12 protein-coding genes are annotated in these 13,306 nt (G+C 65.1%); 6 read left to right on the top strand and 6 right to left on the bottom strand.

What is annotated here, in order from left to right:
* Positions 1 to 9: 9 nt before the first annotated feature.
* From ggt to CQ050_RS13785, 3 genes are all read left to right on the top strand, one after another.
* Positions 10 to 1,605 (top strand): gamma-glutamyltransferase, encoded by a 1,596-nt coding sequence (ggt, locus tag CQ050_RS13795; RefSeq protein WP_105557401.1) that lies wholly within the window; start codon positions 10 to 12, stop codon positions 1,603 to 1,605.
* A 273-nt stretch (positions 1,606 to 1,878) separates the two neighbouring features.
* Complete coding sequence (locus tag CQ050_RS13790) at positions 1,879 to 2,277, top strand: Hpt domain-containing protein (protein ID WP_105557400.1); 399 nt, start codon at positions 1,879 to 1,881, stop codon at positions 2,275 to 2,277.
* A gap of 137 nt (positions 2,278 to 2,414) precedes the next feature.
* Complete coding sequence (locus CQ050_RS13785) at positions 2,415 to 3,455, top strand: Ldh family oxidoreductase (protein ID WP_105557591.1); 1,041 nt, start codon at positions 2,415 to 2,417, stop codon at positions 3,453 to 3,455.
* Here CQ050_RS13785 and CQ050_RS13780 read toward each other — a convergent pair.
* Positions 3,452 to 4,387: a dihydrodipicolinate synthase family protein gene (locus CQ050_RS13780; protein WP_105557399.1), complete on the bottom strand. Its 936-nt coding sequence runs from the start codon at positions 4,385 to 4,387 to the stop codon at positions 3,452 to 3,454. The two genes, CQ050_RS13785 and CQ050_RS13780, sit on opposite strands and share 4 nt — an antisense overlap.
* 40 nt (positions 4,388 to 4,427) lie before the next feature.
* Positions 4,428 to 5,213 (bottom strand): SDR family oxidoreductase, encoded by a 786-nt coding sequence (locus CQ050_RS13775; protein ID WP_105557398.1) that lies wholly within the window; start codon positions 5,211 to 5,213, stop codon positions 4,428 to 4,430.
* A gap of 252 nt (positions 5,214 to 5,465) precedes the next feature.
* Here CQ050_RS13775 and CQ050_RS13770 point away from each other — a divergent pair, with 252 nt between their 5' ends.
* Positions 5,466 to 6,362 carry a LysR substrate-binding domain-containing protein gene (locus tag CQ050_RS13770; protein WP_233214037.1) on the top strand — a complete coding sequence of 299 codons (897 nt, stop codon included), beginning with the start codon at positions 5,466 to 5,468 and terminating at the stop codon, positions 6,360 to 6,362.
* A 3-nt stretch (positions 6,363 to 6,365) separates the two neighbouring features.
* Here the strand turns inward: CQ050_RS13770 and paoC are convergent, their stop codons facing one another.
* From paoC to paoA, 3 genes are read right to left on the bottom strand one after another with little or no spacing between them, the layout of a single operon-like run.
* Positions 6,366 to 8,591 carry an aldehyde oxidoreductase molybdenum-binding subunit PaoC gene (gene paoC, locus CQ050_RS13765; protein WP_105557396.1) on the bottom strand — a complete coding sequence of 742 codons (2,226 nt, stop codon included), beginning with the start codon at positions 8,589 to 8,591 and terminating at the stop codon, positions 6,366 to 6,368.
* Positions 8,592 to 8,595: 4 nt separating this feature from the next.
* A complete protein-coding gene (locus CQ050_RS13760; protein ID WP_105557395.1) occupies positions 8,596 to 9,546 on the bottom strand; it encodes a xanthine dehydrogenase family protein subunit M in 951 nt (316 codons plus the stop codon).
* Positions 9,543 to 10,196, bottom strand: coding sequence for an aldehyde dehydrogenase iron-sulfur subunit PaoA (gene paoA / locus CQ050_RS13755; RefSeq protein ID WP_105557590.1), 654 nt, complete (start codon positions 10,194 to 10,196; stop codon positions 9,543 to 9,545). Before paoA ends, CQ050_RS13760 begins: the two co-directional genes overlap by 4 nt.
* A gap of 277 nt (positions 10,197 to 10,473) precedes the next feature.
* Between paoA and CQ050_RS13750 the strand changes: the two genes are divergently transcribed.
* Both CQ050_RS13750 and CQ050_RS13745 read left to right on the top strand, forming a co-directional pair.
* Positions 10,474 to 11,430 carry a glycosyltransferase family 9 protein gene (locus tag CQ050_RS13750; protein ID WP_105557394.1) on the top strand — a complete coding sequence of 319 codons (957 nt, stop codon included), beginning with the start codon at positions 10,474 to 10,476 and terminating at the stop codon, positions 11,428 to 11,430.
* Positions 11,405 to 12,520, top strand: a complete 1,116-nt coding sequence (locus CQ050_RS13745; protein WP_105557393.1) for a glycosyltransferase family 4 protein — start codon at positions 11,405 to 11,407, stop codon at positions 12,518 to 12,520. Before CQ050_RS13750 ends, CQ050_RS13745 begins: the two co-directional genes overlap by 26 nt.
* A gap of 413 nt (positions 12,521 to 12,933) precedes the next feature.
* On the opposite strand, the gene CQ050_RS13740 is transcribed toward CQ050_RS13745, so the two are convergent.
* A complete protein-coding gene (locus CQ050_RS13740) occupies positions 12,934 to 13,212 on the bottom strand; it encodes a hypothetical protein (protein WP_105557392.1) in 279 nt (92 codons plus the stop codon).
* Between the last annotated feature and the right edge of the window lie 94 nt (positions 13,213 to 13,306).

Below are 13,306 nucleotides of genomic sequence, written 5' to 3'. Positions count from 1 at the left end.
CCAGCATCCATGTCCTCCCCCTTCGATTGGTCTTTCCCGTACGCTTCCCGAAAATTGCCGGTCCTGGCCGCGAATGCGGTAGCGACCAGCCAGCCGCTGGCTGCGCAGGCGGGACTACGCATGCTGCTGGCCGGTGGCAATGCCGTTGACAGCGCCATTGCCACCGCGATCGCCCTGACCGTCGTCGAGCCCGTCATGAACGGGATCGGCGGCGACATGTTCGCGCTGGTCTGGCACGACGGCCGCCTGCATGGCTTGAACTCCAGCGGCTGCGCACCGGCCGCATGGACGCCTGAATACTTCAATGGCCGCGACGCCATGCCCGGCACGGGTTGGGGCACGGTTACCGTGCCCGGCCAGGTCGCTGGCTGGAAGGCCCTTTCCGAGCGTTTCGGCAAACTGCCGTTCGCCAAACTGTTCGAACCCGCCATTGGCTACGCCGAAGAGGGCTTCCCCGTCTCGCCCACCATCGCGCGCCAATGGGCTACCCAAGCGCCGAAGCTCGCCCACGAGCCGGGCTTCGCCGAGGCCTTCCTGCCGCAAGGGCGTGCTCCGCAGGCCGGTGAATGGTGGCGCTTCCCCGCCCAGGCCAAGACGCTGCGCGACATCGCCGAAACCGGCGGCGACAGCTTCTACCGCGGCGAACTCGCCCGCAAGATCACGGACTTTGCCAGCCAGACCGGCGGAGCGCTATGCGCCACCGACCTGGCGGAACACCGCCCCGAATGGGTCGCCCCCATTTCGCAGTCGTTCCGCGATGTGGAACTGCACGAAATCCCGCCAAACGGCCAAGGCATCTCGGCGCTGATGGCGCTGGGCATGCTTGAACAGTTCGACCTGGAAGGCATGGGCCGCGACAGCGCCGATTACTACCATGTCAGCATCGAAGCGATGAAGCTGGCGTTCGCCGACCTGCACCACCATGTCGCCGATCCGCGCCACATGCGCACCGACGCCACCGCCCTGCTCGATCGCGCCTACCTGGCCGAACGCGCGCGCCTGATCTCGATGGACCGCGCCAGCGTGCCCACCGCAGGCACGCCCGCCACCGGCGGCACGGTCTACCTGACCACGGCCGACGCGGACGGCACGATGGTGTCGTTCATCCAGTCCAACTATCACGGCTTCGGTTCGGGCGTGGTCGTGCCCGGCACCGGCATCAGTCTGCACAACCGTGGGCTGAATTTCGTGCTGACGCCCGGCCACGCCAATCAGGTCGCGCCGCGCAAGAAGCCGATGCACACGATCATTCCCGCATTCGTCACGCGTGGCGGTCAGCCGTTGATGTCGTTCGGCGTGATGGGCGGATCGATGCAGGCGCAGGGTCACCTGCAGATGGTCACGCGCCTGGCCGCGTTCGGCCAGAACCCGCAGGCCATGAGCGACGCGCCGCGCTTCCGCGTGGAGAAAGGCCCCGTCGTGAATGTGGAAGCGCACCTGCCGGCGGATGTGGTGGACGCGTTGCGCGCGCGTGGACATAACGTGGCAGTGGCGCCGGTGGACAGCCTGGAATTTGGCTCTGCCCAGTTGATCTGCCGCCTGCCGCAAGGGGGTTATGTGGCGGCGTCCGACTCGCGCCGCGACGGACAGGCCGTGGGCTTCTAAGCCCTGCAGGATTTCAGGCGCGGGTCCAGGCGGCGGTATCTGGCCGGGACAGCGCCTGGAACCCTTCTTTCTCGGGCTGACGCCCAAGGCCACTGCGGGATGATCGTCGGCGACAATGACGCGAATGTATCGTGATGGCATAGGACGGATGATTCGCATAGGCGGTTCGCCGGGCTCAAGACCCATTTCGGCGTATGGGACATATTGCTGCGGTCTTCCGAACTAAAAAAATAGGAAGAATACGAAAGACAGTCTGCGGCACAATGGTCGAGCATGAGTCAGACCACTCTCCCTGGCGACGAGCCTCTCCCGACACGATCAGCGCGCCACGAACAACGGCTGCGCATGCTGACCGATTTGACGTCTGCCGACCCCTGCCGCATCCGCACGCTGGCTAACGCCTTCACTCGCGCCAACGACCAGGACCTGCTGCAACTGCGCACGCTCCACGCAGACCAACAGCGGACCGGGTTGAGCCTGCTTGCCCACCGCATCAAGGGCGCGGCACAGATGACGGGCGACGCGCAGCTGGGCACGCTCTGCGCCGAGCTGGAGCGAATCTGCTCAGACCCCACGCAAGATGCGCATGCGCTTGACGCCTGTGTCTGGCGCCTGGAAAGTGCCTTGGAGGAATTTGGCGATTCCTTCCGCCAGATTGCGCAGGGCGCCTAGCACGCGCAGCGCAGCGCAGCGTGCCGTAAACGTCCTACTTGTCGTGGCGCCCCCTTGCACCGCCGCTACACTGGATGCGCGCAGCCTATCCCGCGCCCCGCATTTCTTTCGACTGGCATCCTCTGCTGGAGCCGGCCATGCAACGCAGTACCGGAGGCAACGTGAACACGGACATGATCAATCTCTCGATAGACCAGGTCTACGATTTATCGGTTGATGTGCTTAGCCGCAACGGTTTTTCGGCGCCCCATACGGCGGCCATCGCCCAGACGATCACCGCCGGGCAACGCGACGATTGCCAATCGCACGGCCTGTATCGCCTGATCATCTGCGTACGAACGCTGCAATCAGGGCTGGTGGACCCGGACGCGTTGCCGCTGATCACGCATCCCGCGCCAGCCGTCGTGCAAGTGGACGCGCAACGTGCCTACTCGTTGCTGGCATTCCAGGAAGGCCTGCCGCATCTGGCGGACAAGGCAAAACGCAATGGCGTGGCCGTGCTGGCAATCAACAACTGCTTCCATTTCTCGGCGCTGTGGCCTGAAGTCGAGGCCATCGCCGAACACGGCCTGGCGGGCATCGCCATGACGCCCAGCCACAGCTGGGTGGCGCCCGCCGGCGGCACCCGGCCCGTGTTCGGCACGAATCCGCTGGCATTCGCCTGGCCGCGCCCGGCGGGCAACCCGTACGTGTTCGACTTCGCCACCAGCATGGTGGCGCGCGGCGAGATCGAACTGCACCGCCGCACCGGCAAGCCGATCCCCGAAGGCTGGGCGATCGACGCAAACGGGCAGCCGACCACCGACGCCGCTGCCGGCCTTGCCGGCGCGATGCTGACCTTCGGTTCGTACAAGGGTTCGGCGCTATCCACCATGATCGAACTGTTGGCCGGCCCCCTGATCGGTGACTGGACCAGCCTGCAATCGCAGGCGTTCGACGCCGGCGCGAAGGGCACGCCGCTGCACGGAGAACTGCTGATCGCGCTGGACCCCGGCATTCTTGGCCGGGGGCAGCGCACCCTGAACGACGCCGGTGCCGAAGCCATGCTGGACGCCATTGCGGGCCAGGGCGCCCGCCTGCCCTCCGAGCGCCGCTTCAAAGCCCGCGCCAAGAGCGAGCAGGAAGGCGTCTGGGTCAGCCGGGCGCTGTACGACGAAGTCCGGGCGCTGGGGGCTTAAACCAGGTTCTTCGCGCGTGGATCGTGCTTGCCCAGCCGGGTCAGCAGATGGTCCACCTCGGCCTTTGCCGCGGGCGTCAGCGCGCCGCCCGGGCGGCGCTGAGCCGCGCTGGACAGGATGCCGCGGCGCATCATCACGTACTTGCGCACCGCCAGACCCACGCCCGGTTGCTGTTCGTAGCGCAACAGCGGCAGGTGCGCATCGAACAGGTCGTGCGCGGCTTCCGTCTTGCCCTCGCCCATCCATTTCACGAAGTCGCAAAGCATGTCGGGAAAGCAATAGCCGGTGTTGGCGCCATCGGCGCCGCGCGCCATTTCGTAGTCCAGGAACAGGCCGTTGTTGCCGCACAGGATCGAGATATGGCGCATCGCGCCCTCGGCCTCGAAGCGGCGCAGCGCCGAGATCTTTTCCAGGCCGGGCCAGTCTTCGTGTTTGAGCATCACGCACGAGGCCAGGTCCGTCACGATGCGCCGGATGACCGATGGCGCCATCTGCACGGAGAAGGTCAGCGGATAGTCCTGCAGCACGAACGGCACGTCGTCGCCGATGGCGTCGACCGCCTGGTGGTAGTAGGTGACGATCTGGTCGTCGGTGCGCAACGTGTTGGGGGGTGCGATCATCACGCCGGCCGCGCCCAGGTCCATCACGGCGCGGGTCAGCGAGCGCATGGACGCGAAGCCCGGCGCCGACACGCCCACCACGATGGGCATGCCGCCCGCCTTGCCGATCACCTGCGAGGCGATCTCCAGCGATTCCGTGAAATCCAGCTTCGGGGCTTCGCCCAGTTGGCCCAACACCGTCAAGCCGGTCGCGCCGCAAGACTGGTAGAAATCCATCATCCGGTCGATCGATGCGCGGTCCACCGCGCCATCATCGAAAAACGGCGTGGGCGCGATGGGGAATACGCCCTTGGCGTCAGCGGTCAGTTTCATCTTTAACATCCTTGAATAGCTCGAGTGTCTTTGACTACGTTCAGATACTGGCGATCAGGCCGCCGTCCACGCGGATCGTCGATCCAGTGATGTAGCTGGCGCGCGTGCTGGCCAAAAACGCCACTGCGTCGCCGTACTCCTTCGGATCGCCATAGCGGCCCACGGGGATGCTGCCCGTGCTTTCGCGGCTGACTTCCTCCACACTGCGTCCTTCGCGCTTGGCGCGCGCCTCGTCCAGGAACGAGATACGCGCGGTGGCGATGCGGCCGGGCAACACGATGTTCGACGTAATGCCGTCCTTGCCCACTTCGCGCGCCAAGGTCTTGGACCACCCCACCAGCGACATGCGCAGCGCATTGGAAATGCCCAGGTTCGGAATCGGCGCGATCACGCCGGACGAGGTGCTGGTGATGATCCGGCCCCACTGCCGTTCGCGCATGCCGGGCAACACGCGGTCGGTCAGCTTGATGACGGATAGCACCATGCCTTCGAAGTGCTCGCGCCATAGATCGGCCGCCTGGCCCGACGAGGGCGTGGGCGGCGGCCCGCCCGTGTTGTTGACCAGGATATCAACGGCGCCCACGTGGGACTCGATCCATGCGACCTGGCTATCGATCGCATCCAGCGCCCGCAGATCCCATTGCATCGGAAAGGCGGTCAGCCCGTCCGCCCGGATCCGGTCCGCCGTGGCGGTGGCCGCCTCCAGGTTCAGATCCGCCACCACCACCCGCGCGCCTTCCTGCGCCAGCGATGCGGCGATGGCGCCACCCAGCCCGCCGCCGCCGCCCAGCACCAGCGCGGTCTTGCCCGTGATACCCAAATCCATCCTTACCTCCGTCGTGGAACCTATCCGGACCGGCAGCAATCTGCCCGTCGCTTGATTTGATTTTCGGCCATTGAACGGCGGTTTGAAAACGGAAAATAGTCAGGTAGATCATTCGTTTTATGAATGACCCATTCAGGGATGACGGCTAGTCATAGACCCTATCCAAAGCGAGAAAAAGGCGGGCCGCACGGTATAGTGAACCCCTACCCGTCATGTATTTACAGAATGAACCCGCGCCGCCTGACCCCGTCCATGTCACTCTTGCTGGCTTTTGAAGCCAGCGCGCGCCATCTCAGTTTCACGCGTGCAGCGACCGAACTCGCGTTGACGCAAAGTGCGGTCAGCCGCCAAGTGCAGGCGCTGGAAGATCTGCTGGAAGTGGCCCTTTTCCGGCGCGAGAAGCGGCGCATCTTGCTGACCGAAGCCGGCATGCGGTATCAGAAGGAACTGGAAGCGGCGCTGCAACGCATCCGCAGTGCGTCGCTGCAAGCCATCTCGCACCGGACCGGGCGCGGCGCCTTTCATCTGGCCGCGCTGCCCACGTTTACCGCGAAATGGCTGATGCCCCGGCTGAACCGGTTCTATGAAAAGCACCCCGGCATCCTGGTCCATCTGCACTCGCGGGTCACGCGCTTTGACCTGGATCTGGCCGGCATCGACGCCGTGATTGCCGTGGGCGATGGCGATTGGCCGGGGCTGGCGTCTTACCGCCTGATGGATGAACACGTCATCCCCGTGATCAGCCCTGAGCTGGCGGCCCGCCACCCTATCCGCAAACCGGCCGATCTGGCTCAGCACAGCTTGCTGCAAGTGGCGGCCCGACCGGCGGTGTGGCAGCGCTGGTTCGAAGCGCATGAACTGCCCGTGCGGACCATGCGCTGGGGTGCCCAGTTCGAGCTGACGACGCATTTGATCCAGGCCGTCGCGTCGGGCATCGGCATCGGGCTGCTGCCGACTTTCCTGGTGGAGGACGAATTGCGCCAAGGCGTTCTGGCGCCCGCCATCGACGAAGCCTTCAGCACTGGAGCAGGCTACTTTTTCCTGGCCCCGCCGGACAAGCTTGCCACCCCGCCCGTCGCCGCCTTCAGGGATTGGCTACTGGAGGAAAGCGGCCAGGCCGGCACGATGGCGGGAGCCCACGCGCCTTGACAGTCAGGCCGGGTCCGGCAACCCTGCCAGCAGTTTGTCCAGCGTGACGGGATACTCCCGCACGCGCACCCCGGTGGCGTGGGTGATCGCATTGGCAATCGCCGCCCCGACCCCGCACAGACCCAACTCGCCCACGCCCTTGGCTTTCATGGGCGACGACACGGGGTCGGTTTCGTCCAGGAAGATCACCTCTTGCACGGGGATATCGGCGTGCACCGGCACCTCGTAGCTTGCCAGGTCATGATTGACGAAGGAACCGGCCCGCTGGTCAATCGCCAGTTCCTCCATCAGCGCCGCGCCGATACCCATCGTCATCGCGCCGATCACCTGGCTGCGGGCGGTCTTCGGGTTGAGGATGCGCCCCGCCGCACACACTGCCAGCATCCGGCGGATTCTGGTCTCGCCCGTGTAGGCGTCCACCGCGACTTCGACGAAGTGGGCGCCGAACGTGGACTGCTGGAATTGCTTGTCCAGGTCGCCGAATTCCAGCACGTCCTCGGCGACCAGGTCGCCGTCCGTGGCCGCCTGTCGCAGCAGCGCCGTGCGGCCGCCCGCCTCCGTCACGGAACCATCCGCGAACACCGCCCCCTCAGCAGGGAAGCCCAGGCGTTCCAGAACTGCGGCACGCAATTTCTGGCATGCCGCATACACCCCGGCCGTTGAACTGTTGGCCCCCCATTGCCCGCCGGAACCGGCCGACACCGGGAAAGCCGAATCGCCCAGGCGCACGATGACTTTCGCCAGCGGCACGCCCAGCATCTCGGCCGCGGTCTGCGCGATGATGGTGTAGCTGCCGGTGCCGATATCGGTCATGTCGGTTTCCACGATGACCTGGCCCGCGGCATCCAGACGCACACGCGCGGCCGAATCGGTCACCAGATTGTTGCGGAACGCCGCCGCCATGCCCATGCCCACGAGCCACCGGCCATCTCGGCTTGCGCCGGGGCGCGCGCGGCGTTCCGCCCACCCGAAACGCGCTGCGCCGATACGCAGGCATTCGATGAAGCGCCGCTGGGAGAACGGGCGCGCAGGAGCTGCCGGGTCTACCTGCGTGTCGTTGCGCACTCGGAATTCCACGGGATCCATGCCCAGTGCTTCGGCCATCTCGTCCATGGCGATTTCCAGGGCCATCATCCCCGGCGCCTCGCCAGGGGCTCGCATCGCGTTGCCCTCGGGCAAATCCAGTTCCATCAGATGTAGCGCGGTCAGCCGGTTGGCGCCGGCGTAGAGCAGGCGCGTCTGCTGCACGGCTTCTTCGGGATTTCCGCCCGGCAGGTCGCCCGACCAGCTTTCATGCGCGATCGCGGTGATCTTGCCATCCTGCCCGGCCCCGATGCGGATGCGCTGGATTGTGGCGGGCCGATGCGTCGTATTGTTGGCGACCAGCGGACGCGCCAGCGCGACCTTGACCGGCCGCCGGGCGGCGCGTGCCCCCAGCGCCGCCAAAAGGGCGTCCGCCCGCACGAATAGCTTGCCACCGAAACCGCCGCCCACGTAGGGGGAAATCAATCGCACTTTGTCCTTGGGCAAACCCAGGGTCTTGGCCACGTCGCTGCGCCCCCAGTCGACCATCTGGTTCGATGTCCACAACGTCAGCGCGTCGCCCTCCCACACGGCGGTGGACGCATGCGGCTCCATCATCGCGTGGGATTGATCGGGCGTGCGGTAGGTGTGGTCGATTTTCACGGCGGCCGCCGCATAGGCCCCTTCAAAGTCGCCCACCACGTCCGGCTTGGGTTGGCCGCCCGCTTTCTTGCCGGGTTTCTTAGCGGCGGAGTCGCCGGCGGCTTTCTCGGCCGCCAGGTCGAACGCGCCGGGCGCGCGCTCGTATTGCACCCGGATCAGCCGGCTTGCCGCCCGCGCCTGTTCCAGGGTTTCGGCCACGACCAGCGCGATGGCCTGGTGGTAATGCTGGATCTCGGGCCCGCCCAACAGCGTGGCGGTGTTCATTTTTCCCTTGCCCAGTTTGCCGGCATTTTGCGCGGTGACCACGGCCAGCACACCGGGCGCGCGCCGCGCCGCTTCGATATCCATGGCGCGGATCCGTCCTTTGGCAATCGCCGCGCCAAGCACATAGCCGACGGCCGCATCGGGCACCGTGTCGTGGTGTTCGTATGCATAAACGGCCTTGCCCGTGCTCTTCAATGGACCGTCGATGCGGTCTACGCCATGGCCGACGATTTTCAACTGATCGATGGGATTCTGTGTGGCGGGAGTATCGAATTTCATTGCGTCAGGCCCTCGATTCCGTCAAGACCGCGCTGAGCGTCCGCGCGGCCAGCGTCAGCTTGAAGGCGTTGTCGGCGGTGGGCTTCGCGCCCGCCAACAGCCGTTCGGCGGCTGGCGCGAAGCCGCGGGGCAGTTCAGCCTCGGCCGCTTCGACCCGCCAGGGATGCGGCGCCACGCCGCCCAGCGCGATCCGGCCGCTGCCGTCACGCTGCACCACCGCCCCCACGGCCACCAGGGCAAAGGCGAAGGACGCGCGATCCCGCACCTTCCGATAGCGGTGTACGCCGCCGATCGGCGGTGGCAGCGTGACGGAAGTAATGAGTTCGCCTGCCTCCAGCGTATGGTCGATCTCTGGCGTGTTGCCGGGCTGCCGGTAGAAATCCGCAATCGGGATCACGCGTCGGGTGCTGTCCGGACGCACGGTTTCAATCTGGGCGTCCAGCAACCGCATGGCCACCGCCATGTCGCTGGGATGCGTGGCGATGCAGGCATCGCTGGCGCCGATCACGGCCAATTGCCGGGTAACGCCGCCGATGGCCGAACAGCCGCTTCCCGGCGCGCGCTTGTTGCACGGCATGTTCGTGTCGTAGAAGTACGGGCAGCGCGTGCGCTGCAGAAGATTGCCGGCGGTGGTCGCGCGGTTGCGGATCTGTCCCGAAGCACCCGCCAGTATCGCGCGCGACAGCACGGCGTAATCACGCCGGATGCGGGCATCCGCGGCAAGATCGGTGTTGCGCACCAGACTGCCTATTCGCACGCCGCCTTCCGGAGTTTCGGTGATCTGATCCAAATCCAGACCGTTCACATCGATCAGATGCGTAGGCGTTTCGACTTCCAGCTTCATTAGGTCAAGCAGATTCGTCCCGCCGGCGATGAAGCGGGCGCCGCGCACCTGGGCGGCGCTAGCCGCGGCCTCGGCGGGCGTGCGGGCACGTTCGTAGGTGAAGGGCTTCATGCCTTGCCTCCCGCCTTGCCCGCCGCGACGTCCATGATGGCGTCGAGAATGTTCGAATACGCACCGCATCGGCAGATATTGCCGCTCATGCGTTCACGGATCTCGTCCGCGCCCAGCTGCGGGCGGTCGGTCAGGCTGGCGCTGACATGGCTGGGGACGCCCTGCTCGATCTCTTCCAGCATCGCCGCGGCGGAGCAGATCTGCCCGGGTGTGCAGTAGCCGCATTGGTAGCCGTCATGCTTGATAAAGGCGGCCTGCAAGGGATGCAGCGCCGTCGGCGTGCCCAGACCTTCGATGGTCGTTATCTCGGCCCCATCGTGCATCACGGCCAGCGTCAAACAGGAATTGACGCGCCGGCCATCCAGCAGCACCGTGCAGGCGCCGCACTGACCGTGGTCGCAGCCCTTTTTGGTTCCCGTCAATTGTAGATTTTCCCGCAAGGCGTCAAGCAGCGTCGTGCGCATATCCAGCGACAATTCGCGCGCGGCGCCGTTGACGCGCAACGTCACGGTGGCCGCCATCGGCTGCATGGCGCCCTGCGCGGCCTGCTGCGCACAGGTGACCGACGGGGCGGCCACCGCAGTCGCCGATACGGCGCCCGCCTTCAGCAGGTTGCGCCGGGTGATCTTGATTGATAGCGAGTTTTCCAAGGCAACCCCTTTTTTGGTCAAAACTGGGTGCGGACCATGCCGCGATCTTCCGGGGCGTGGGCCAGCAAGCTCCATTCCCGGTCATTGCGGGCACCGGCGCTTGCGGCCGGCGGGCCCCACCGCAAGAGCGCGGAGGAAAGACTTGTGTAATTGTTTAAAGCACGCCCGCCCTCTTCTTCACACTCGTTAAAGGGTTTCGAGAAAATCCTGGCGCGTCTCCCGATACATTGCCCGCCAGCGGTCACCCGGCCGCATCGCAAGCAAGGGGAGGCCGCACATGTCGGAAATCGTTGTCTACGTCAGAAGCCAACCGCAACTGGGCGACCAGATCGTCGCGCTGCCGACGCTGTACCAGTTGAAAAAATGGTGGTCTTCCCGACGCATCAAGGTGGTTGCCCGCGACGATGTGGGGGGGTTCTACCAGGCGTTGCCCTGGGTCGATGAATTCGTTCGCGCATCCACCTTCAGCGATTACCTGCGCAGCCTGAAGAAAGAGACTCGGGTATCGATCAGCCTGCATCACAGCAGCGAACGTTTCGGCCTGATCAACTTGCTGCGCCTGCCGGCAATCCGCCTTGGATTCCGCAATGCGCGGGTCAGCGACCTGGTCTGGACGCACTGCCATCGCAAGGACACGTCCGAGTACATCGGGCAGGCGAATCTGCGCCTGCTGGCCGCGTACCGTCCGTTCGACCTGGAGGGCGCCACGCGAGAGTGCTTCCGGGCGCTGGCACGGACGCACGCGCGTACCGTTCAAACGGCCGACGTCGTGATGATTCCCGGTGGCGGCGCGGGCGCGTTCAAGCGATGGAGCCTGACGAACTACTTGCGGCTGGTGGACCGCCTGAAGCGCTTGCTGGGTGGCGATGCGCGTTTCCTGTTCGTGCTGGGGCAGCAAGAGGCAGCGGAACGGAGCGCCCTGGAGGCCATGCGGCGCCCCGACATTTCCATCGCGTACTGCCGGCCGCTTCCCGAGCTAAGCGCCATCATGCTGCGCGCGCGCCTGGTGGTGGCCAATGATTGCGGTCCCTCGCATATTGCGCAAGGCGCCTGCGTACCCTACGTGGGCATATTCAACGAACCCAACCCCGAATGGTTCTGGCGCCGCCACGGATCGGCTGCCGTCGTTCCGCGCCATCCGCGCGACGGCATCGATGCCATCACGCCCGACGCTGTCGTGGGCGCCTGCCGACAGGTACTGGAACATCATGCGCATCCTGCATACGCTGGCTGAATACAGTCTGGGTGGGCTGGAATTCCGCACCCTGGAGCAGGCCAGCTGGCTGCAGAGCCATGGCTACGAGGTGACGATCGCGTGCCCTGCGGGTAGCGCCGTCGGCCACGAAGCCCGCGAGCGCAACCTGACTACGGTGCACATCGACTTCAAGCCGGCCTATTCGCCGTCGACCGTGCTGGCGCTGCGGCGCGCCATCAAGGCCTTGCGCATCCAGGTCATCGACAGCCATAGCCGCGCCGATGGCAAGACCGCCGCACTGTGCCGCGACTTGTGCGCCGTCGTCAGGACGCGCCATTTCGCCAAATCCATGCGGACGTCGCCGCGCCGCCGGCTGGAATGGAAGATCGGCTGCGATCACGTCATCGCGACCAGCGAAGTCGGCAAGCAGGAACTGCTGGCGGCGCGCCTGGTTCCGGAAGGCCGGATCAGCGTCGTAGGCGAGTGGGCCGGCGACGATTTCTTCCGGCCAGCCAGCGCACCCGGCACGTCGCTGCGCATTCGCCGCAGCCTGGAGATAGCCGCCCCCGAAAATGCCTACGTCATTACCACCGTCGGCATGCTGCGCCCGGAAAAAGGCCAGGCTGACCTGCTGCGCGTGGTGCAATGGCTGCGCAGGCAGGGCGTGCCCGCCGTGGGGCTGGTCGTGGGCATGCCCACTTCCGGCACCAAGCCCTATGCCTACGAGCTGTACCGCCTGGCGGTGGATCTTGGGATTGCGGACCATGTGGTCTTTGCGGGCCACCGAACCGATGTCGCGGACATGATCCGGGCAGCCGACGTGGTGCTGGTGCCGTCGGCCACCGAAGCCTGGTCGCGCATCGTTCCCGAAGCGTTCGCCGTCGGCCGGCCGGTCGTCGCCAGCCAGGTGGGGGGTCTGCCGGAAATCGTCACGCCCGGCCAGACCGGTTGGCTAGCCGCCCCGGGCGACGTCGCGGGCTATGCCCATTGCATCCAGCAGATTCGCGACCAGCCGCGGCAAACCCGGATCATCGTCGACCACGCCAGAGCGTTTGCGGAAGCGAATTTCCGCTTGGGCGGGAAAATGTTCAGTACGTTGGAGGCGTATCGGCAGGCAGCAGGCGGTTGATTCAACAAACTAATCAGCCGCGAATGCCGGTCACGATTCGGATAGGGCTATCGTCTTTTTCGTGGGAGTTCCTGCAACCGGATTCCTGTGGCTGGTTCCACTGCAGAAAAACGTCTTTTCGCATTAGAACCATTACTTTTGCCCGGACTTGCGGCGTCACGCAGATTATCTCTTCCATTATTTTCTGCGATGGCCAGACCGCAAGGAAAGAAGCCACAGACACCACTAACGCCCTGTTCAGCATCCCGGATTCGCATTTCTACACGTAGCGCGAAGTGTAGAGAGAGACGCGGGAGTAAATCGCTAGTAAACGCAAATAAACTGGACAGAAAGTATCTAACGCATTAACTATATTTCGATTTATTCCGCAATATAGTTTATTCGCGCATCGCGCGCCAATATATTCTGGCCATTTAATTGGCGAACGCGCGGCGAAGCCGGTCCAGCTCGGCCTTGTTCAGGCGTTTGGCTTCCTGCTCGGCATAATTGCGTTCGCCGGCGTCGTACGACCCTTCGTAGATGCACCGGCTGCGAATGAACTTACAGTTGTCGCTGACCACCCTTTCCGAGGCGGCGCTTGACGCCTCGCCCGAGCCGGAGCCCGACGAACCGGGAAGTATTGAAGAACACCCGGAAGCGAGGGTGGCGAGCACGAGCGCGGCGGCGTAGCGACTCAACGATTGAATGGACATCTTCTTGCCTGATAGCGGTTGCAGGCATATTTATAGCAATCTCCGGCCCGGAAAGGGGTTCCAAAAGGTACGGAAGAAGCGGACCACCGGGGAT

The organism is Achromobacter sp. MYb9, from assembly GCF_002975275.1.
Taxonomy (GTDB): Bacteria; Pseudomonadota; Gammaproteobacteria; order Burkholderiales; family Burkholderiaceae_B; genus Achromobacter.
Note: the sequence above shows the minus strand (reverse complement) of the source record. Positions and strands in the feature narration are given on the sequence as shown.

Bases quoted from the DNA above. Each gene is read 5' to 3' on its own strand.
- CQ050_RS13760 (WP_105557395.1), bottom strand. From the start codon at position 9,546: ATGAAGCCCTTCACCTACGAACGTGCCCGCACGCCCGCCGAGGCCGCG.
- CQ050_RS13780 (WP_105557399.1), bottom strand. From the start codon at position 4,387: ATGAAACTGACCGCTGACGCCAAGGGCGTATTCCCCATCGCGCCCACG.
- paoC (WP_105557396.1), bottom strand. From the start codon at position 8,591: ATGAAATTCGATACTCCCGCCACACAGAATCCCATCGATCAGTTGAAA.
- CQ050_RS13775 (WP_105557398.1), bottom strand. From the start codon at position 5,213: ATGGATTTGGGTATCACGGGCAAGACCGCGCTGGTGCTGGGCGGCGGC.
- ggt (WP_105557401.1), top strand. From the start codon at position 10: ATGTCCTCCCCCTTCGATTGGTCTTTCCCGTACGCTTCCCGAAAATTG.
- CQ050_RS13750 (WP_105557394.1), top strand. From the start codon at position 10,474: ATGTCGGAAATCGTTGTCTACGTCAGAAGCCAACCGCAACTGGGCGAC.
- CQ050_RS13785 (WP_105557591.1), top strand. From the start codon at position 2,415: ATGCAACGCAGTACCGGAGGCAACGTGAACACGGACATGATCAATCTC.
- CQ050_RS13770 (WP_233214037.1), top strand. From the start codon at position 5,466: ATGTCACTCTTGCTGGCTTTTGAAGCCAGCGCGCGCCATCTCAGTTTC.
- CQ050_RS13740 (WP_105557392.1), bottom strand. From the start codon at position 13,212: ATGTCCATTCAATCGTTGAGTCGCTACGCCGCCGCGCTCGTGCTCGCC.
- CQ050_RS13745 (WP_105557393.1), top strand. From the start codon at position 11,405: ATGCGCATCCTGCATACGCTGGCTGAATACAGTCTGGGTGGGCTGGAA.
- CQ050_RS13790 (WP_105557400.1), top strand. From the start codon at position 1,879: ATGAGTCAGACCACTCTCCCTGGCGACGAGCCTCTCCCGACACGATCA.